The sequence below is a fragment of the Serratia sp. EWG9 genome, assembly GCF_019913725.1.
In the GTDB taxonomy this organism is placed as follows: Bacteria; Pseudomonadota; Gammaproteobacteria; order Enterobacterales; family Enterobacteriaceae; genus Serratia; species Serratia ureilytica.
The window spans coordinates 159,510-180,047 of sequence record NZ_JADNRO010000008.1 but is presented as its reverse complement, the minus strand read 5'-3'; the positions used below and the strand labels follow the sequence as shown (position 1 = coordinate 180,047).

The following is a 20,538-nucleotide window of genomic DNA, read 5'->3' as shown; positions in this document are numbered from 1 at the left end:
CTAGTTCACCCATTCGATGGTCACCAGGCGCGTATCGGCGCGGCCGCGATCGTCCACCGCCCGAATGCGGTAGCGCCCGTTATTGATCGGCCGCCAGTCGATCGGTTTTTTGCTGGCGCTGCTGCCGAGATAGATATCGTCAACGAACCAGTACACCGTCTTGCTGTCGGCGTCCGTCACCGCATTGAAGGCGATTTTGTCCCGTCCCTGTTGCGACTGGCGCAGGGTATAAGTGGTGTTTTTCAACGGCGAGGTGATGCGCGGCGCGTTGCCGCCGACGGCGATGCCGTTGTCCTTGCAGCGATTGACCGGCGGCGCCCGCTTCGGCAGCCCGGCCTGGGCGAACACGTTGGCCAAATCGGAAGGCCAGAATTCAAAAATTTCGGTGCGGGTCTGCGCCGCGTCATACGGCGGGCAAACAACCTCGCCGCTATGAATATCCAGCACCACCGGCCGGTAGACGCTGTCTACCTTGATCGGCGACTTGCCGGGAATGAACCAGGTCTTGCCCTTTTGCTGGCACCACGGCGTCGGCAGATCGCCGCTGGCGAGACAGATGTCTACCCGCCGCAGCCGCTTGGGGAACGGATGTTTCGGTTCCCGCAGGGCGGGATAGCTGGCGTTGACGCTGTCGATGATATTGAAAAACAGCGGCGCGGCCGCCTCGGCACCGACCAACGCATTGTTGCCGCGCCCATCGAAGTTGCCTTCCCACACCACCAGCACGTAAGGGCCGAAAATCCCGACGCTCCAGGCGTCGCGAAAGCCCCATGAGGTGCCAGTCTTCCAGTACACCGGCAGCGACGAAGAACGCTGCGCCAGCGTATCGCCCGGCCGCCGGTGCTGGCGCAGCATATCCAGCGTGATGAAGCTGGCCTCCTCGCTCAACAGCCGCACCGGCCTCGGTTCACCCTCGTTCAGCCGCAATCGCAGCGGCCGCAGCTCGCCGCGGTTCGCCAGCAACGCGTACAGCTTCGCCAGCTCCTGCGCCGTCACCTCGCCGCCGCCCAGCACCAGCGACAGTCCGTAGTGGCTCTCATTGGCCATATTGGCGACGCCGGTCAGGCGTAAGAACTGATAAAAAGTCGGCTGGCGCAGCTGCGAGGCGACATATACCGCCGGGATGTTACGGCTGAAATTCAGCGCGTCGGTGGCGGTCACCGGGCCGAGAAAACGCCGGTCGAAATTTTCCGGCGCATAGGCACCGAACGACGAAGGCACGTCTTTCAGGATGGTCATCGGATGCAACACGCCCTGCTCCATGCCCAGCGCGTAGATGAACGGCTTCAGCGTCGAGCCCGGCGAACGTTTGGCGTTGGTGCCGTTCACCTGCCCCTGGATCGGCCGATTGTAATAGTCCGCCGAGCCCACCAGCGCGCGCACCCCCATATCGCGGCTGTCCACCAGCAGCACCGCGGCGTTTTGGATGCCGCGGCTGCGGTTGCGGGCGATAAAAGCGTTGACCTGCCGTTCGACCAGCCGCTGCAGCCCGGCGTCCAGCGTCGTGTCTACGCGGGTATCGCGCTGCACCAGTTGCTGCGTCTGCAGGCGCAGCTGTTCGATAAAGTGCGGTGCGATATAAGGCACTTGTTCAGGCTGCCGCAGCGCCAACGGCAGGCGGAACAGCGTTTGCTGGCTGGCGTCGGTGGGGTAAACCCGCTGCCAACGCTGGAACAGACGATTGCGCGCCTGCGTCAACGCCGCGCCGAGCACGCCGGTTTTCGGCTCCAGACGGTAGCTGGGCGACTGCGGCAAGACCGCCAGCGTCAGCGCCTCCGGCAGAGTCAACTCCCGCGGCGACTTGGCGAAATAGATCAGGCTGGCGGCGCCGATGCTTTCAATATTGCGGCCGTAGGGCGCGTAATTCAAATAGGCTTCCAGGATATCGCGCTTGGAGTAGCTCAGTTCCAGCTGCACCGCACGCAGCACCTGCAACACCTTGCCGCCCGGCGTACGGGTATTGAGATGCCAGCGCATCCGCGCCAGCTGCATGCTGATGGTCGAACCGCCCTGCATTTTGCCGCCGGCGACATAGCTGCGCCAGAAACCGCGCATCAGGCTGACAGGGTTAAAGCCGGGGTTATAGTAGAACCAACGATCTTCGTGCAGCAGCAACCCGCGCACCGCCAGCGGCGACACTTGCTCCAGCGGGGTCCACAGCCGGTAGCGATCGTCGTTGGCCAGCGTAATGCGCAGCAGCGCGCCGTGCCTGTCGTAATAAACGGAAGACTGCGGCAGCCCCTGCCACAGGGGCGGATGCGGCCACAGCCGAATTGCGGTCAACAGCAGCGCCAGTAAAAACACCGCCATCAAGCCGTTTTGCAGCACGCGCCCGGTCAGGATCTTCATACGTTCTCAGCATTCCGGCGCCAGACGCTGGCCTGGCGCCGGATACGGCCTAGTCGTTGCCCGCCGGCACCACCACCAGCTTGCCGCCGCCGGCCGACATGGCCTGCACTTCTCGGTCATACATGGCTTCGCCGTAGGCCGGTGGAATAATAAAGCTGCCGGTATTGGTGGCCTTGATCTGATAGACGAACTCCTGCACCTCGGTGCCGGCGCTGCCGTAGATAATCACCCGATCTTCACGGATGTCGCTGTAATCCGGCGCCCAGGTGGAGCCGGTGGCGGCCAGCGGCGACTGCCAGCCGCCGCGATCGTCGCTCTCCTCACCGGCATCGGCCGGTTCCGGCGGCGTCTGCTGCACCACTTCGAACCCGCCCGGCAGCAGATCGACAATCGCCAGGTTGCTCTGCCCCTCTTTCGAGTTGGCGCGCACCTTCAGATGGACGTTGATCTTCTGCCCCAGCGTCACCTGCGTCACCGGTTTGCCCTGTTCGTCGGTGTACTCGCGGACGATCTCAATCCCGCGCGACAGCGCTTTTTGCGGCGCGTTCAGATCGTAACCGGCCTGCGTCACCACATACCAGGCCGGCGCGCTGCCGCCGTTGGTGAAGCGCACGGCGGTGGCATCGGCGTTGAACTGCCCCTGAACGAACAGCCCCTGCAGCTCACTGATGCGCTGTGGCTCACCGCCGGCTTTATCTACCTGCACGATGCCTAACGCGTCCGCATTGGCGGATTGCGCCGCCACCTGGGCCGAATAGCTTTCCAGCGCCAGGATGCTCATTGCAGAGGAGTAGGTGGTATAACGCTCTTCCTTCAGTGCCTTGACCATATTCTCCAGCACCTGCGGCGGAATCGACGCCACCTTCTCAGGGAAGTGACGGGTAATCAAATACAGCCGCGTCGCATCCTGCACCAGCGGATCGAAATAGTTCTGCGTCCACCAGGCGCTGTCATAGGCTTTGCTCAGTTGCTGCCAGCTCGGTTGCAACAGCGCGGCGGCTTCGTCGTCCATCTTCAACAGGCGATAGGAAGAGGCCAGATAGAGTGCGCTCAGATCGGTTTTCCAGCCCTCGCCATAGCGTTTTTGCAGCGTATCCTGCACCGCCGCCAGCGAGTTGGTGGTCACTTCGCCCTGCAGCGTCAGCAGGTAAACCGCCCAGCTGCGCAGGCGCAGCAGATACAGATCGTCGAATCCGCTGGCCGCCAGCTCACGCAACGCGCCGTTGGCTTCGTCCAGCATGCCTTCCGGCAGGGCGTAACCCGCCGCTTTGGCCTCGAGCAGATATTGCACCACATAAGGCGTGACGAAAGGATCGGCATCCGGCGACGAACGCCAGGCGCCGATCGCCCCGCTGTCGTTCTGACGGGCGCGCAGCACGCCCAGCAGGTTGCTCAGCTGCTTGCTGACTTCCGCCTGGCTCAGGCTGCCTTTCATCTCTGGATGGCGGCTCTGCAACATCAGCGGAATGGAACGGCTGACGATCTGCTCGGAACAGTAATACGGATAATCCGCCAGGTATTGCGCCAACCCGCTGGTCAGCACCAGCGGCGAATTCGACACCGCCGCCCGGCGCTGCGCGAAGGCGTCGAACATCTGGCGCAGGCCATCGACGTTCTGGCTGCCGCCGCTCATGCGCCCCATCACCGATTGAGTACGGTACGGCGCCGCCGGCCGCACCGAGGTGCTGACGGTGCGACGGCTGGCCTGGTCGCCGTAACGGGCGTCGAACACCAGCGGCGCATCGCCCAAAACGGCTTTGGCGCGCAGACGGAAGGCGATCACGCCCTCGCGTTTTTCCGCCAGCGTCAGGCTTTGCGTCGCGTTGCCCACCACCTCCAATTGCGGCGGCGGCGTCAGCAGGACGTTGATGGCTGCCGACTGGCCGTTCAGCCCTTCGAGGTTGTTGCTGACGCCCACGCTGACGTCGAACTCATCGCCCGGCGCCACCATCGCCGGCACGTTCGGCGTCATGATGAAGCTGTCGCGCACCGTAGCGGCGGTTTGCGCCTTGCCGATTTTCTCCGGCGTCACCGAAATCGCCATGACGCGGATCTTGCCGTTGAAGTAATCCGGCACCGGGTAGACGAACTGCTTCTCGCCGCTGACTTCGGTTATGCCGGACCAATAGGCCACCGGCTTATCGCGCTTGCGCTTGAACGGGTTGAGGTTGAGATCCAGCCCTTCGCCCGCATCGCCGCCCGGCGCCGCGGTCAGCGCCATCAGCTTGCTGAATTCCGGCAGGATCAGATCGAGGATCTGCGAGCTGCTCACGTTCAGTTCGCGCTTGCTGAAGAAGAACTCCAGCGGATCCTTCAGGCGATAACGCGCCACCTGCAAAATGCCCTCATCGACGGCGAACAGCGCCACCTGCTGCGGCGCATCGGTCTTGACAGTCATCGTCAGGTTTTCACCCGGTTTGATGACCTCCGGTGCCGTCACCTCAAGGCTGTTTTGGCGCGCCCTGGTACTGATCTTGAACGGCATCACGCCATAGCTCAGCGGGCTCATGAAGATCTCGCTGGAGTTGATGTCGCGCACGAACTGCACGTTGATGTAGCCGTTGCCCTCCATGCCGGCCGGCACGCGGATCGTCTGCACCGAGCTGGTGGTGTCGGTGTGGAACCACTGCCAGGCGTAAACCTTGTCCTTCTCGATGGTGATCAAGCCACTGCCGGTATAAGGCGCGTTGATCGCCACCTCGATCTCTTCGCCGGGCTGATATTCCGCCTGGTTGAGTTTTAGCTTCAGTTCGGCGTTGCGATCCAGCGAACGGCTCAGGTTGGCGTTGCCGGCCACGCTGTAGGCGACGCGGTTGAGCGTCTTGCCCTGCGCATCTTCGATCACCAGCACGAAGTCGCCCGGCTTATCGGTCGCCAGCCGCAGATCCGCGCCCTGATCGCCCAGCGCCAGCGGCTGTTCCGAGAGCTGCACTTCCTTCATCTTCGACTGATATTTGTAAACGCCCGAATCCTGTTTGGTCAGCACCGAAATGTATTTCTGTTCGATCAGCACCTGCTTCAGGTTCGGCATGGCGATCTGTTTCAAGGCCTGATCGATGGCGATCACGTTCAGATGCCGCTCCGCATCGCGATTGATGTAGCCCAGATCGCCGTCGGCCTTCACCCCAATCAGGTAATCGTAAGGCGAAACCAGCGTACGGGCGGTAGCCGCCACCGAGCGACCGCCGCCGGCAACGAACGCCTCCGACAACAGCTGCAGCTGATAAGTGGCGTCGGCGTAAGATTTCAGATCGAGCGGAATATCAGCCGCGCCGTGTTCATCGGTGGTGCGATCTTCCAGCTCGGTTTCGAACCCGTCGCTGTTTTGTCGGTTTTCGTAGAACGCATAATCCGGGAAGCGATCGAAGCTCGGATACATTGGCCGCAGCGTCAGCCTGGTGGTCACACGGCGATCTTGCGCCGGGGTGCCGAACAGGTTCTGCACATCGATGCTGGCCTTCAGCTCAGACGGTTTGACCCAGCCTTGCTGGCGGTCCGGCGTCAACGCCAGCTTCACTTTCAGTTGATCCGGCTCGAACTCCTTCACATTGACTGCGGTATGGCCGAGCAGCGTGGAGGTGTCGTTGTTTTTGCCGATCAGATACAGATAAACGTTCCACTCGCCGGTGGGCGAGTTTTCATCGGTGGTATAGCTCAGTTCGTTGAAACCGCTGGCGCCCAGCGTCAGTGGCACGGTGGACATCAGCTTGTCGCGCGGATCGCGAATTTCGGCGCGCACCGGCACGCCGGCGAGGCCAACGCGCCAGTCGGCGGCGCGAGTGATCAGGCCGATATTGAAGGTATCTCCCGGCCGATACACGCCGCGGTCGGAGAACAGGTAGCTGCTGAGCGTGCGCGGATCGGTCGGCGTTTGTTCACCGGCAACGTCGAAGCGCGAGAAATCCAGCCCGCGATCGTTATAGCTGCCGGTCGGCAGGAAGGAGACATCCCCTTCTTTCTCCACCAGGAACATCACCGGCTGGCGCTCGTTGGTGTACACATCCAGCGCCGGGAAACGCACGTGGCCGTCGGCGCCGGTGGTTTGGCTGAGCAGCGTCACGCCGTTTTTGGCCACCACAGATACGTTGGCGCCGCTGACCGGCGCACCGCTTTGGATCGACTGCACGAAGACGTCGCGCGTCTTATCCTGCGAGCTCTTGGCGACGATGCCCAGATCGGTCACCACCACAAAACGCGAATCGCCGACGTCGGGCTGTTCTTCCCCTGCGCTCTCGTCCTGTTCCTGCTCCTGCTCGGCGCCCGCCTCTTCCGCCGCCGGTTTGCGATTCGGCTGCCATTCCGACAGCGTCAACAGAAACACCCCGCGATGGGAACTGGCGTTGGTGGAGAGATAGCGGGAAAGATCGATGCCCTGATAGTTCACTTCCCCCGGCCGCTCGTTGTTGAGCGCCGTCTGGTATTTGAAATGCTCGGTGAAATACTCATCGTTGAGCCGGTTGAATTCCGTGGACGAGTATTCCCGGCTTTTGAAGGAAACAATGTGCTGCAGCTGACTCGGGATCACCCGCTTGATGTCCAGCCGCAGGCCCGCCACGTTGCGCGCCGCCACGCTGATCTGCTTGTCGCCGTTGACCGACAGCAGCGAGCCCTGCGACATGAACTGCAGCGATTTCGGGAACTCCGGCACTTCGACCACCCGATAAACCTTCTTCGGCATTTTGTAACCGCCGGCGGAGACCAGCTGGTTATCGATCTCGAGCAGCATAAAGCGGTGCGCCGGGGCGTCAAAACGGAAGCTGAACTGCGGCTGATAGGCCTCTTCCGCCTCGTTAAGCGTCAACGGCAGCGGCGTCGCCTGCGCCAGCACGTTCTTGCCGACGCTGTCTACCGTCCATGGGTAAAAGTCTTCAGCATCATTGGCGGCCTCGGCATCGCTCGGATCGTGCTGCGGCAGCAGCCAGGCTTTCGCGGCCCGCGCCAGCTCTTTATCCTTCACCGCATCGCTGAAACCAACCACCAGCGCACGCTGCCCTTTGCCGCCGTCGGTGTCCACCACCTGGGCGCTGGCGTCGCTCAGCGCCAGGCTGTAGAGGGTAGGAACCTTGACCCAGTTGCTTTTCGCCTCTTCGACCGCGTTGCCGGCCGCCGTCGATTTAACGCCCTTGCCGACGGTCAGATGTACCGCGCCGCCCTGATCCAGCGCCTGCAGCGGCTCGGAATGCACCCAGGCGTTCAGTTTTTTCTCGTCATAGACCAGAGAGAAATTCAGCTTCTTCTCGGAGGTGGCGCTGCCTTCTTTCAATCCCAGCGAAATCTGTTTTTCAAAGCTGGCGACGTCGACCGGCGCGTTGAACTGCAGATTGAAAATCGCGCTGCGTTTCTGCGCATTCTGCGGATCGCGGTAGTACTCGGCCTGCCCCAGACGGTAGCCGAACGCAGGCACGGTGAAGGCATAGCGGGTTTTGGCGAGTTTGACCTGCGGCGCCAGCAAGGTAGCGGGCTCGAGGGTCACGTCATATTTCGCGCCCATCGGCAGCGGCTTTTTCGGCGTGAACACCAGCGTCGATTCATTGTTCCACGCCCACTGCCCTTCCGCCGTCGGTTTGAGGGTGATGCCGGCGCTCACGGTTTTGCCCACCGCGGCGATCGGCGCGACCGAGCCGCTGAAGGCCAGACTCACCGTTTGTGGCGCTTGCCGGGCGGCGGTGTAATCTATCGGCGCGGGGTTAGCCAGCGATGCGCTGACCTCCTGAACCACCATCGGCGCCGGTTCGATCGGCTGAGGCCGATTTTGCCACCAGTGCCAACCGTAAAACGCGCCGCCCGCGGCGCCTGCCAGCAGCAGCAGGCCCAGACCGATCGCTTTCGGATGTTTATCCACGCCGCTTTCCAGCCGCAGAAAACCGCGCGGCAGCGCAGCCCACCAGGCCGGCGCGCGCCAGCTGAGGTTGCCGACCAGCGGTCTCAGCAACCGCCCCAACAGCGACAAGACCCCACCCAACAGGCGGCAAACGCCCTTAACCAGGGTAAAAGGCAAACGAAGGATAAACCTTAATAAATCCATTATTGCAGCACCTCATCATCCTAATGCAGCCCCCGGTCAACCGCCGCGGTTTAACCGAGCCGAAAGACGCCGTCGGCTCTCCTGCCCGGCATCCGCGCGAGTACTCTACACTGCCGGGCGGCAAAAATCTGCGCGCCGCCGGCGAATTACGGCTCTTTATTCAACATCAAATCCAACTGCTGCAGCAGCACCAACAGCGGCAGACTGCTCGGCTCACGCTCCTTCAACGCCTCCTCGAAGTAAGGCGTGATGGCAAAACGCGTCGGCAGCGGCGCTTCGGCGTCCAACAGCGCATACATGCGTGGCAGAAACACCCACTGCAGCCAAGCCTCGGCCGACATGCTGTCGATGCAGAACGGCTCGGTGCTGGAGAAAGCCTCAGGCTCGGGCGGCGCGGCCTGCCACAAGGCCAAATCGCGCATGGATTGTTCAATCGCCTGCAAACTGCGGCGAACCTGATTATGTATACTCATCTGCATTCCCGATCTCTTTTCATCATGATATTCAGCTCGCTGGCTGAAAGGCGGCAAAGCATAGCATTTTTATAGCCCAAATTTGGCGCGCCCGAGACCGGCTGCCGTTTTTATCTGGTGGCGTGCGCCGCCGCGCGGCACAATAGACCCACCGAATTCACCACACAGATAAAGATTCATGTCCGTAATAACAGAGAAAAAAAATCACGCGACGCCCGGTAAGGCCATGCTGGCCTCGGTCACCGGTTACGCCATGGACGGGTTTGACCTGCTGATCCTCGGCTTTATGCTGCCGGCCATCAGCATCGAATTAGGATTAACCTCATCGGCCGCCGGCTCGCTGGTCACCTGGACGCTGATCGGCGCGGTGCTGGGCGGCGTGATCTTCGGCCATCTCAGCGATCGCTTCGGCCGCATCCGGGTGCTGACCATCACCATTCTGATGTTTTCCCTATTCACCGGCCTGTGCGCCGTGGCGCAAGGCTATTGGGATCTACTCGCCTATCGCACGCTGGCGGGCATCGGGCTGGGCGGCGAGTTCGGCATCGGCATGGCGCTGATCGCCGAAGCCTGGCCGGCGGAGAAACGCAACCGCGCTTCGGCTTACGTCGGCATGGGCTGGCAGTTGGGGGTGCTGGCGGCCGCTTTCCTGACGCCTTTGCTGCTGGAACATATCGGCTGGCGCGGCATGTTCCTGGTCGGCCTGCTGCCGGCGCTGGCGTCATTCCTGATCCGCCGCACGCTGGGCGAACCGGAGGAATTCGTGCGGCAGAAAGACGCCGGGCAGCCGCTCTCCTTCCTTCAGCGTTTGCGCCTGCTGTTTAAGGATCGCGCCACCAGCAAGGCCAGCATCGGCATCTTCATTCTCTGTTCGGTGCAGAATTTCGGCTACTACGGGCTGATGATCTGGATGCCGACTTATCTGGCGAAAAACTTCGGCTTCTCGCTCACCAAGTCCGGCCTGTGGACGGCGGTGACGGTGGTCGGCATGACGTTCGGCATCTGGCTGTTCGGCGTCCTGGCCGACCGCTTCGCCCGCTGGAAGATCTTCGTGCTGTATCAGGTCGGCGCGGTGGTGATGGTGATCGGCTACGCCCAGTTGAGCGATCCGATGCTGATGCTGTTCGCCGGCGCAGTGATGGGCATGTTCGTCAACGGCATGATCGGCGGTTACGGCGCGTTGATTTCCGATACCTACCCGGTGCAAGCACGCGCCACCGCGCAAAACATCCTGTTCAATCTGGGACGCGGCGTCGGCGGCCTGGGGCCATTGGTGATCGGCGCGCTGGTGACGCAGGTGTCGTTTGCCGCCGCCATCAGCCTGTTGGCGGCGATTTACCTGCTGGATATCTACGCCACGCTGTTCCTGCTGCCGAAAAAACAGGGCGCAGGCGATACGCTGGGCGCGATTGGTTAACGCGGAAGAAGGATTGAGACGGGGCGCACGCGCGGCGGAATAGAACAAAAAGTTGGGGGCACTGCGTTAACAGTGCCCCCGGTTCGTTTTATAGCCATCCCGCTACACAGCATGCTCCCTGCTCAATCCTTGAAAACTTTTCCTGCGGCCATCCTGACCAAGTGGTCCTTGCATCATCCTGCAGCATCGTCCTGACGCGGTTCCTCAGCCTTCCTGACCCGCCGACAGTCCTGCGCCGGCTCTCAATCTCCGTCCTGGAGGTGTCCTTGGTTTCAATCCTGAAACATCCTGGGCATCTCCTGACGCCATCCCTCGCTCTTGCCTGAGCGCATCCCTTTCTTCTTCCTGAAGCTGCATCATCCTGATGCTTTCCTGCTCCGCCGGGTCCGTGCCGGTAATGATAAGATCGCTCAAATTTCCCGGAATCACAAGGGTTTGAGAGGTGTCTCACACTAAATTAAGACTAAGAGTTATCCTAAAGAAATTCTAACCAATTGATCTGGATAACAATAATCTCATGGACCAAAGAGAGGTGAAAAAAATTAAGAGCGATCTCTCACAGCCCGTGTGAGAGATCTCTTACACGACCGACGGCGAATCCGCCGCACTTCAGTCCAGCACTGGGCGCAGCGCATCGAGGAAATTCCCCAGCGTCGCCGCCAACAAGGTGCGCTTATCGCTGCCGAACTGCTCCAGCACTACGTTGCCGCTGACGTTGCACAGCGACACCATCGTCATCTCGGATTCGGTGGTCGCCAGGAAGAGAGTCGGTGACAATTTGAGGCGCTTTTGCGTCACCAGATGGCCGATCAGATTCTCCTGCAGGCGGATGAAATCCTCTTCGCTCCATACCTGCAGCAGGCTCAGGCGATGCTCCCCAAATTGCGCGCTCATGTCACCGGCGTATTGCTGCGTGTAGAAACGGTGCGCATCCGGCTGCAAACGCAGCTCCAGTGCGGCCTCTACCTTCTCCAGCGTCGCCGCCGGTTCGAAAGGCTGCGGCAACCACAGCACGTCGTCCTCGCGATTCTCCACGATGCAGGGCGATGGCACGCCGTACAGCGCCTCGCTGGCCGGCGCGTGGCCGCGCTCTTGCTGCCACAACTCGACATAGCGTTGAGTGAATTCACGCAGAGCGTGCGATACATCATGGTCCATATTCTTTCTCGCATACGTTAAACTGACGGCCATTGTACCTATCTCTGACCGAGGTGACAGCAGATGTCCTCATATCAAGACCACCAGGCCCTGTCAGGGCTGACGCTGGGCAAACCCACCGCCTATCGCGATCGCTACGACGCCACGCTGCTGCAGGCGGTGCCGCGCAGCATGAACCGCGAGCCGCTGGGGCTGTATCCCGACAACCTGCCCTTCCACGGCGCGGACATCTGGACGCTGTACGAACTCTCCTGGCTGAACGCCAACGGGCTGCCTCAGGTGGCGGTGGGCGAGATCGGCCTCAACGCCGACAGCCTGAACCTGATCGAATCGAAAAGCTTCAAGCTGTATCTCAACAGCTTCAACCAAACGCCGTTCGCCGATTGGGAAACGGTGCGCAGCACGCTGCAACGCGATTTGTCCGCCTGCGCCCAGGGCGAGGTGAGCGTCACCCTGTTCAGCGTCGACCAACTGGAAGGCAGCCCGATCGCTCGTCTGGCCGGCGACTGCATCGACCAGCAGGATATTCGCATCGACAATTATGAGTTCAACGCCGACTACCTGCAGAACGCCGCCGGTGAAGAGGTAGTGGAAGAGCAATTGGTCAGCCACCTGCTGAAGTCCAACTGCCTGATCACCCATCAGCCGGACTGGGGCTCGGTGCAGATAAGCTACCGCGGCGGCAAGATCGATCGCGAAGCGCTGCTGCGCTATCTGGTTTCCTTCCGCCACCACAACGAATTCCACGAGCAATGCGTCGAGCGCATCTTCAACGATCTGATGCGCTATTGCCGGCCGCAAAGCCTGACGGTTTACGCCCGCTATACCCGCCGCGGCGGACTGGATATCAACCCGTGGCGCAGCAACGTCGCATTCGCTCCCGAGCACGGCCGCCTGGCGCGCCAATAAGTGCGAAACATTGCTCAACAACTGAGCTAACGAGCGGTTTGTGTTGGTAAAAGCGCAGGGACGGCGGTAAGGTTAAAACGAGGCTGCGGCCGGGCAGAGCGCCCGCTTCGCCGCAGCACGCCAACCATAACGAGATGCTGTTTTGCTGCGTATGGATTACTACCGCCCCACACCGGGTGCAAAGGAGTTACCTTGATTACACACATCAGCCCGCTTGGCTCTATGGATTTATTGTCGCAGCTGGAAGTAGACATGCTGAAGCGCACCGCCAGCAGCGACCTGTACCGCCTGTTTCGCAACTGTTCGCTGGCCGTGTTGAACTCCGGCAGCCAAACCGACAACAGCAAACAGCTGCTGTCGCGCTATGAAACCTTCGATATCAACGTGCTGCGCCGCGAGCGTGGCGTGAAGCTGGAGCTGGTCAATCCGCCGGAAGAGGCGTTCGTCGACGGCCGCATCATCCGTTCACTGCAGGCCAACCTGTTCGCCGTGTTGCGCGACATTCTGTTCGTGCACGGCCAAATCGCCAGCGCCGGCCGTTTCCAACACCTGAACCTGGAAAACTCGGCCCACATCACCAACCTGGTGTTCTCGATCCTGCGCAATGCGCGCACACTGCATCTGGATGAGGATCCCAACATGGTGGTGTGCTGGGGCGGGCACTCGATCAACGAGAACGAATACCTGTACGCGCGCAAGGTCGGCAGCCAGCTGGGCCTGCGCGAGTTGAACATCTGCACCGGCTGCGGGCCGGGCGCCATGGAAGCGCCGATGAAAGGCGCGGCGGTCGGCCACGCGCAGCAGCGTTACCGCAACAGCCGCTTCATCGGCATGACCGAACCGTCAATCATCGCCGCCGAGCCGCCTAACCCGCTGGTGAACGAGCTGGTGATCATGCCGGACATCGAAAAACGTCTGGAAGCGTTTGTGCGTATCGCGCACGGCATCATCATCTTCCCGGGCGGCGTCGGCACCGCCGAAGAGCTGCTGTACCTGCTGGGTATCCTGATGAACCCGGAGAACAGCGAGCAGGTGCTGCCGCTGATCCTAACCGGGCCAAAAGAGAGCGCCGATTACTTCCGCGTGCTGGACGAGTTCATCATGAACACGCTGGGCGACGCCGCGCGCCGTCACTACACCATCATCATCGACGATCCGGCGGAAGTGGCACGGCAGATGAAAAAAGCCATGCCGCTGGTGAAGGAAAACCGCCGCAACACCGGCGACGCCTACAGTTTCAACTGGTCGATCCGCATCGCGCCGGATCTGCAGCTGCCGTTCGAGCCGACCCACGAGAACATGGCGAACCTCAATCTGTATCCGAACCAGCCGCCGGAGCAATTGGCCGCCGCGCTGCGCCGCGCCTTCTCCGGCATCGTGGCCGGCAACGTGAAGGAAAACGGCATCCACGCCATTGAGCAGTTCGGCCCGTACAAGCTGCACGGCGAACCGCAGATGATGAAGCAGATGGACAGCCTGCTGCAGGGCTTTGTCGCCCAGCACCGCATGAAGCTGCCGGGCAGCGCCTATGTGCCCTGCTACGAAATCGTCGCCTGATCCTCAATCCCGGGCGGCGTAACGGCCGCCCTGTTTTTTCTGACCTTGCCGCCCATGATGATACACCTACTGATTGTCGACGCCCTGAACCTCATCCGCCGCATTCACGCCGTACAGGGCTCCCCTTGCGTCAACGCCTGTCGCCACGCGCTGCAGCAGTTGCTTCAGCACAGCCGCCCGACCCACGCGGTGGCGGTATTTGACGAGGACGACCGCAGCGAAAGCTGGCGCCACCAAATTCTGCCGGACTACAAGGCCGGGCGCTCGCCGATGCCGGAAAACCTGCAACAGGAGATGCCGCAGCTGCGTGAAGCCTTCGCCGAACTGGGCGTCGCCAGCTGGCATTCACCCGGCAATGAGGCGGACGATCTGGCGGCCACGCTGGCGGCGAAGGTCGCCGGCGGCGGCCACCAGGTGACCATCGTCTCCACCGACAAAGGCTATTGCCAACTGCTGGCGCCGAACGTACAGATCCGCGATTACTTCCAGAAACGCTGGTTGGATATGCCTTTCGTGCAGCAGGAATTCGGCGTGCTGCCGCAGCAACTGCCGGACTACTGGGGGTTAGCGGGGATCGGCAGCAGCAAGATCCCCGGCGTGGCCGGCATCGGGCCGAAAACCGCCGTGCTGCTGTTGCAGCAGTCGGGCAGTCTGGACGGGATCTATCAGCACCTGGAGCAGGTGCCGGAGAAATGGCGCGGCAAGCTGGAGCAGCACCGCGATCTGGCCTACGTCAGCAAACAAGTCGCCACGCTGCGCACCGATCTGTCGCTGGACGGCAACCTGCAGCAGCTGCGCCTGCCGATACAATAAGGGCGCTGCAAGCAGCGCCCTTCATCAGGTTTAACGCGATTAATCGCGCTCGTCGCGGCGGCCCGGCACCGCCGACCACATGCGGCGCACGTGTACGGTGATCTCTTCGCGATCGTGATACAGCTGCTTGGCATGCACTTCAACGCTGATGCCGGCAGCGCCCAGCGCTTCGCGGATGCTCATCAGGTTTTGCGACACTTCCTCGTAGCGTTTTTTCATCGGCAGTTTGAGGTTAAAGATCGCTTCGCGGCACCAGCCTTTCACCAGCCACTGAATCATCAGGCTGGTCACCTTCGCCGGTTTCTCCACCATGTCGCACACCAACCAATAGATCTTGCTGCTGTTCGGCTCGAACTTGAAGCCGTCGGCGCGGTGATGCGTTACCTGGCCGGTTTCCATCAGGCTCGGCGCCATCGGGCCATTATCCACCGAATGCACCATCATGCTGCGCTTCACCAGCTGATAGGTCCAGCCGCCCGGGCAGGCCCCCAGATCGACCGCATGCATGCCGCTGGCCAGGCGCTCGTCCCACTCGTCGGCGGGGATGAACACATGGAACGCTTCTTCCAGTTTCAGCGTCGAACGGCTCGGCGCATCGGCCGGGAAGCGCAGACGCGGAATACCCATGTAGAACGGCGAGTTGTTGTTGCTGTAGGAGTAACCGACATAGCAGCAGCCCGGCGCGATGAAGAACACGTGCACCACCGGGCGAGTCGGGTTCTCGCGCGCCATCAGCACCTTCTGCTCACGCATCGCGGCGCGCAGCGGCACCGTCAGCTTGCGGCAGAATTTCATCAGCTCTTTGCTTTCGTTGGTGTCCGGCACTTCCACCCGCAGCTCGCCGCCGCGATCAACCACGCCGATCAGCATGCCGACGATCGGCGATACCCGATCTTCCGGCGGCAGATCGCGCAGCAGCTCACCCACCACGATCATTTGGCGGGCGAAAATCAGTTCGCGGAACGGAATCTCCCGCGCCAGGCGGTCGGCATCGTCCGGCTGATAGCATTCGAACAACACGTAACCGCTGTGCTCTTTTACCCGCGCAAAGCCGTAAATCTCCAGCTGGGCGGCTTTATCGGTGATCTCCGCCGCACACTCTTTTTCGAAGCCGGGACGGCAGTACAACGCAATCTTATTCATGGCGCTCGGCCTTTTTCCTCAGACGCAAAGCGCCAATCAACATCAATATCCAGCCGATCAAGAAGCACACGCCGCCAACCGGCGTGATATATACCCAGACCTTCAGGTGCGACAGCGCCAGACAATAGAGGCTGCCGCTGAACAACACGGTGCCGAACGCCAACAGCGCTCCGCTCCAGTAAAACCACAGGCTCACGCGGCGCTGCATCGCGACCGCCAGCGCCAGGATGGCCAGGGTGTGGAACCCCTGATACTCCAGCCCGGTGCGGATCCAGGCCATTTCGTTGGCGCCCAGCGTGCCGCTTAACACATGCGCGCCGAATGCGCCCAGCGCGACAAACACAAAGCCGCTGATAGCGGCGAAAACCAGCATGGAACGGCTGCTCATCGTGATCTATCCCATTAAAAATCACCGACCGCGGCAAGGCGGCGGCCGGCCTTATTGTTCGTAGCGGAAGCGGAACTTCTCTTGTTCGCTGGCGGCACGCGCCAGGATCCACTGCCGGAAGGCGGCTATTTTACCCAGTTCTGCCTGGCTGTCATGACATACCAGATAAAAAGCATTTTTACTGACCAACACATCGTTGAACGGGCACACCAGACGACCGGCTTCAATCTCGGTTTGCGCCATCACGTTGTTCACCAGCGCCACGCCCTGACCGTGCACCGCCGCCTGCACCACCATGGCGCTGTGGCTGAAGATTGGCCCCTGCTGTACGTTGATGTGCTGCAACCCCAGCTGGCGCGTATAGGCCAGCCAGTCGCGACGTGAAACGTCATGCAGCAGCGTATGATAAGCCAGATCGTCTGCGGTTTTCAGCGGATGATCGCCGGTCAGCAGGCTCGGCGAACAAACCGGCAGCAAATATTCCGCATACAGGCGCTCGGCGCGCAGCCCCGGCCAATTGCCGCGGCCATAGAAAATCGCCACGTCGACGTCGTCCGCCAGCTTGTCCTCTTCACGGTCCACCGCCTGGATGCGCACGTCGATGCCCGGATAAGCTGAGTTAAAGCCGGACAGACGCGGCACCAGCCACTGAATGGCGAAGCTCGGCGGCAAACTGACGGTCAATGCCCCCTTGGCGCTGCGCGCCTGCAGCTTGCGCGTCGCCTCGTTGATCGAAGAGAAGATCTCCTTGATATCAAGGTAGTAACTTTGCCCCTCTTCGGTCAGCAGCAACGAGCGATTGCGCCGGCGAAACAGCTTCAGCCCGAGGAAGTCCTCCAGCGACTTGATCTGGTGGCTCACCGCGGCCTGAGTCACGAACAGCTCTTCCGCCGCCTTGGTGAAACTCAGGTGGCGAGCGGCCGCATCGAACACGCGCAGCGCATTGAGGGGAGGTAAGCGTTTAGACATTAAATTAGCTACTTTTGTGTAACATTAATCCGAATGATTCGGCGCCGAAAATCGAGCGGCTTTGTGTGGCAAGCCATGGACAAACGCTAACGGCGCATTGCCATTAGTTTTTTTAATCCGAGCCATTATAATTTGTCCGTTGAGGATGCGCCAGCAAATACCTATAGTGGCGGCACTTCCCGGGCCGGAACGAAAAGGGAGTGGGTGTCGAGGACGCCGATGAACTTTTGGCTTGTGGTTGTGATGTTGTGTTTGCAAATTGTCCGGCGATTCCGGACATGGTAGCTAGGCTACTGTTTTTTCACTTCCTGTACATTTACCCTGTCTGTCCATAGTGATTTTATGCAGCACCGCAAAACTTGCGGTGCTTTTTTTTTGCCTGACGGTTACTGGTTGCTTTCAACCATCTCTTTCACATCGGCGCGGTTGATCTGCTGTTCGACGCCGTTGGCGTCTTTATAGCTGATCATGCCGGTATCGTTATCCACTTTAGGCTTGCCGTCAGCGACAATGGTGCGTCCGTCATTGGTATGCATCACGTAGTTGCTGGAACAGGCGGCCAGGGTGAACGTAAGCATCAGGGCAGAGAGAACTGCGGCTGTTTTCTTCATTGAGGACTCCTTTGTAGTTTTAAATGCTGATAAATACCTTTTATGTGTATAGATGCGATTAATAAGCGCACGTTTAATAGCATAACAAACTTTCCCAATTTTGCCAGGCGATAAGTCCTAATCGGCGCGAACGCTTGTCTCCGGCGGCAAAATAGGACAGGATCACCCATCGACTCAAGCCAGTGACAATCAGGGTATGACGCCTTTTAACCCCAGCCTTTTTCGCCAACAGTTTCCCGCGCTCGCGCAGGACGGCATCTATCTGGACAGCGCCGCCACCGCGTTGAAACCGCAGGCGGTGATCGACGCCACGCAGCAGTTTTATCGCGACGACGCCGCCACCGTGCACCGCAGCCAGCATCGGGCGGCGCAGGATCTGACCGCCCGTTTCGAGCAGGCGCGCGGCCAGGTCGCGCAACTGATCCATGCGCCATCGGCCGACGGTATCGTCTGGACGCGCGGCACCACCGAGGCGATCAACCTGGTGGCGCAGAGTTATCTGCGTCCGCGTCTGCAGCCGGGGGATGAAATTCTGGTGAGCGAAGCGGAACACCACGCCAACCTGATCCCCTGGCTGATGGTGGCGGATCAAACCGGCGCCCGGGTAGTGAAACTGCCTATCGGCGCCGACCGGCTGCCGGACCTGGCGCAGCTGCCCGCCCTGCTCAACGATAGAACCCGCCTGTTGGCACTGGGGCAAATGTCCAACGTCACCGGCGGCTGCCCGGATCTGGCGCTGGCGATCGCGCTGGCCCATGCCGCCGGCGCGCGCGTGATGATCGACGGCGCACAGGGCGTGGTTCACGACCCAGCCGACGTACAGCGGCTCGATATCGATTTCTACGCCTTCTCCGGCCACAAACTGTATGGACCGACCGGCATCGGCGCGCTGTACGGCAAATCCGAGCTGCTGGCGCAGATGGCGCCGTGGCAAGGAGGGGGAAAGATGTTGACCCAGGCGTCGTTCGACGGTTTTATCCCGCAAAAACCGCCGCACTGCTTCGAAGCCGGCACGCCAAACATCGCCGGCGTGCTGGGGTTGGCCGCCGCGCTCACCTGGCTTCGCGAACAGGACATGGCGGCGGCGGAGCGCTACAGTCGCGAGCTGGCGGATCGGGCGGAACAGCGGTTAGCGCAGCTGCCGGGCTTTCGCAGCTTCCGCAGTTCCGGTTCCAGCCTGCTGGCGTTCGATATCGCCGGCGTACACCACAGCGACATCGTCACGCTGCTGGCGGAGCAAGGCATTGCGCTGCGCGCCGGCCAGCACTGCGCGCAGCCGCTGATGGCGGCGTTAGGCGTCAGCGGCACGTTGCGCGCGTCGTTCGCCCCCTACAATACTCAACAGGACGTCGATACGCTGGTCAGCGCGTTGACCCACGCCCTCGACCTGCTGGCCGACTGACTTGACTCCCGGAGACGCTATGCTCGCCCCCCATCCTTTTGGCCGAGAGATCACCGCCGAAGCGTTGATCGCCACCTTCAGCGCGCTGAAACAGTGGGAAGACCGCTACCGCCAACTGATTATGCTCGCAAAACGGCTGCCGTCGCTGCCGGAGGCCTTGCGCAGTGAAGAAATGGCGTTGAGCGGGTGTGAAAACCGCGTCTGGTTGGGGCACCAGTTGCTGGAAGACGGCACGCTGCACTTTTATGGCGACAGCGAAGGCCGCATCGTGCGTGGCCTATTGGCGGTGCTGCTGACCGAAGTGGAAGGCAAAACGCCGCAGCAGATCGCCGAATTGGATCCGCTGGCGCTGTTCGACCGCCTGGCGCTGCGCGCTCAGCTGAGCGCCACTCGCGCCAGCGGGCTGGCGGCGTTGGCCGCCGCCGTGCAGGCGATCGCCGCCCGTTACGCCTGACGCGCCGCCTTCGCCACCATCTTTTTCAGCGCGTGCGACACGGCGACGAAGCCAAAGGTGGCGGTGACCATGGTCGCCGCGCCGAAACCTGCGCTGCAATCCATTCTTTTCGGCCCTTCCGCCGTGCTGCGCGAAGCGCATACCGAACCGTCCGGCTGCGGATAAACCAGCGGCTCGCTGGAAAAGACGCAGTCGATGCCCAGCTTGCCCTTGCCGTTTTTCACCACGTTAAAATCGTGCTTCAGCCGCTCGCGCAGCTTGGCGGCCAGCGGATCCTGAATGGTTTTCGCCAGATCGGCCACTTCGATTTTGGTCGGATCCATCTGCCCGCCGGCGCCGCCGGTGGTCACCACCGGGATCTTGAAGCGGCGGCAGTATGACAGCAGCGCCGCTTTCGGCCGCACGCTGTCGATCGCGTCGATGACGTAGCTGAAGTTATGGTCCAGCAGCTCGGCGACGTTGCCCGGGGTAATGAAATCGTCAATGCAGGTCACCCGGCATTCCGGGTTGATCGCCAGGATACGCTCCGCCATTACCTCGGTTTTCGATTGCCCGACGTGCTGGCGCAGCGCGTGGATCTGACGGTTGGTATTGGTGACGCAAACATCATCCATGTCGATCAGAGTGATGGCGCCGATGCCGGTGCGCGCCAGCGCCTCAGCCGCCCAGGAACCCACGCCGCCGATGCCGATCACGCAGACGTGCGCCTGCGCGAACACCGCCAGCGCCTGCTGGCCGTATAACCGCGCCGTGCCGCCGAAACGCTGCAGATAGGCTTCCGAATAAGCTGTGCTCATAACGCTTTAATTACCTTCGTAATACAATGATAAGGGCCGGAAAATCCGGCCCTTGCGGGTCAATCTTTTCACG

General features: G+C 61.3%; 15 protein-coding genes. 6 read left to right on the top strand and 9 right to left on the bottom strand.

Annotated features, from left to right (window positions below; translation table 11 throughout):
* From pbpC to ITX55_RS18175, 3 genes are all read right to left on the bottom strand, one after another.
* Window positions 1-2,349 (bottom strand): penicillin-binding protein 1C, encoded by a 2,349-nt coding sequence (pbpC, locus tag ITX55_RS18185; protein ID WP_047026599.1) that lies wholly within the window; start codon window positions 2,347-2,349, stop codon window positions 1-3.
* A gap of 49 nt (window positions 2,350-2,398) precedes the next feature.
* Window positions 2,399-8,374 (bottom strand): alpha-2-macroglobulin, encoded by a 5,976-nt coding sequence (locus ITX55_RS18180; protein ID WP_223085274.1) that lies wholly within the window; start codon window positions 8,372-8,374, stop codon window positions 2,399-2,401.
* A 146-nt stretch (window positions 8,375-8,520) separates the two neighbouring features.
* Window positions 8,521-8,847 carry a YqcC family protein gene (locus tag ITX55_RS18175; RefSeq protein WP_033644943.1) on the bottom strand — a complete coding sequence of 109 codons (327 nt, stop codon included), beginning with the start codon at window positions 8,845-8,847 and terminating at the stop codon, window positions 8,521-8,523.
* 178 nt (window positions 8,848-9,025) lie between these two features.
* On the opposite strand from ITX55_RS18175, the gene ITX55_RS18170 reads away from it, so the two are divergent.
* Window positions 9,026-10,264 (top strand): MFS transporter, encoded by a 1,239-nt coding sequence (locus tag ITX55_RS18170; protein ID WP_108681836.1) that lies wholly within the window; start codon window positions 9,026-9,028, stop codon window positions 10,262-10,264.
* Between the two features lie 609 nt (window positions 10,265-10,873).
* Here ITX55_RS18170 and syd read toward each other — a convergent pair.
* The gene (gene syd, locus ITX55_RS18165) at window positions 10,874-11,422 is read right to left on the bottom strand and encodes a SecY-interacting protein (protein WP_033644866.1); all 549 of its coding nucleotides are present in this window, start codon (window positions 11,420-11,422) and stop codon (window positions 10,874-10,876) included.
* 63 nt (window positions 11,423-11,485) lie between these two features.
* Here syd and queF point away from each other — a divergent pair, with 63 nt between their 5' ends.
* The 3 genes from queF to xni all read left to right on the top strand — a co-directional run bounded on the left by queF (window position 11,486) and on the right by xni (window position 14,701).
* Window positions 11,486-12,331 carry an NADPH-dependent 7-cyano-7-deazaguanine reductase QueF gene (gene queF, locus ITX55_RS18160; protein ID WP_046687717.1) on the top strand — a complete coding sequence of 282 codons (846 nt, stop codon included), beginning with the start codon at window positions 11,486-11,488 and terminating at the stop codon, window positions 12,329-12,331.
* Between the two features lie 192 nt (window positions 12,332-12,523).
* Complete coding sequence (gene ppnN / locus ITX55_RS18155) at window positions 12,524-13,888, top strand: nucleotide 5'-monophosphate nucleosidase PpnN (RefSeq protein WP_019455737.1); 1,365 nt, start codon at window positions 12,524-12,526, stop codon at window positions 13,886-13,888.
* A gap of 54 nt (window positions 13,889-13,942) precedes the next feature.
* Window positions 13,943-14,701, top strand: a complete 759-nt coding sequence (gene xni, locus ITX55_RS18150; protein WP_108681838.1) for a flap endonuclease Xni — start codon at window positions 13,943-13,945, stop codon at window positions 14,699-14,701.
* 39 nt (window positions 14,702-14,740) lie between these two features.
* On the opposite strand, the gene rlmM is transcribed toward xni, so the two are convergent.
* The 4 genes from rlmM to ITX55_RS18130 all read right to left on the bottom strand — a co-directional run bounded on the left by rlmM (window position 14,741) and on the right by ITX55_RS18130 (window position 17,812).
* The gene (gene rlmM / locus ITX55_RS18145) at window positions 14,741-15,844 is read right to left on the bottom strand and encodes a 23S rRNA (cytidine(2498)-2'-O)-methyltransferase RlmM (RefSeq protein WP_019455735.1); all 1,104 of its coding nucleotides are present in this window, start codon (window positions 15,842-15,844) and stop codon (window positions 14,741-14,743) included.
* Window positions 15,837-16,232: a DUF423 domain-containing protein gene (locus tag ITX55_RS18140; RefSeq protein ID WP_004931896.1), complete on the bottom strand. Its 396-nt coding sequence runs from the start codon at window positions 16,230-16,232 to the stop codon at window positions 15,837-15,839. The genes rlmM and ITX55_RS18140 overlap by 8 nt, the downstream gene beginning before the upstream one ends.
* Before the next feature lie 51 nt (window positions 16,233-16,283).
* Window positions 16,284-17,201, bottom strand: a complete 918-nt coding sequence (locus ITX55_RS18135) for a transcriptional regulator GcvA (protein ID WP_004931894.1) — start codon at window positions 17,199-17,201, stop codon at window positions 16,284-16,286.
* Window positions 17,202-17,587: 386 nt separating this feature from the next.
* Window positions 17,588-17,812 (bottom strand): YgdI/YgdR family lipoprotein, encoded by a 225-nt coding sequence (locus ITX55_RS18130; protein ID WP_025304050.1) that lies wholly within the window; start codon window positions 17,810-17,812, stop codon window positions 17,588-17,590.
* Window positions 17,813-18,008: 196 nt separating this feature from the next.
* On the opposite strand from ITX55_RS18130, the gene csdA reads away from it, so the two are divergent.
* The gene (csdA, locus tag ITX55_RS18125) at window positions 18,009-19,214 is read left to right on the top strand and encodes a cysteine desulfurase CsdA (protein WP_223085273.1); all 1,206 of its coding nucleotides are present in this window, start codon (window positions 18,009-18,011) and stop codon (window positions 19,212-19,214) included.
* Between the two features lie 19 nt (window positions 19,215-19,233).
* Window positions 19,234-19,668: a cysteine desulfurase sulfur acceptor subunit CsdE gene (csdE, locus tag ITX55_RS18120; protein WP_046687719.1), complete on the top strand. Its 435-nt coding sequence runs from the start codon at window positions 19,234-19,236 to the stop codon at window positions 19,666-19,668.
* Here the strand turns inward: csdE and tcdA are convergent.
* The gene (tcdA, locus tag ITX55_RS18115; protein WP_108681842.1) at window positions 19,659-20,465 is read right to left on the bottom strand and encodes a tRNA cyclic N6-threonylcarbamoyladenosine(37) synthase TcdA; all 807 of its coding nucleotides are present in this window, start codon (window positions 20,463-20,465) and stop codon (window positions 19,659-19,661) included. The genes csdE and tcdA overlap by 10 nt on opposite strands.
* Window positions 20,466-20,538 lie beyond the last annotated feature (73 nt).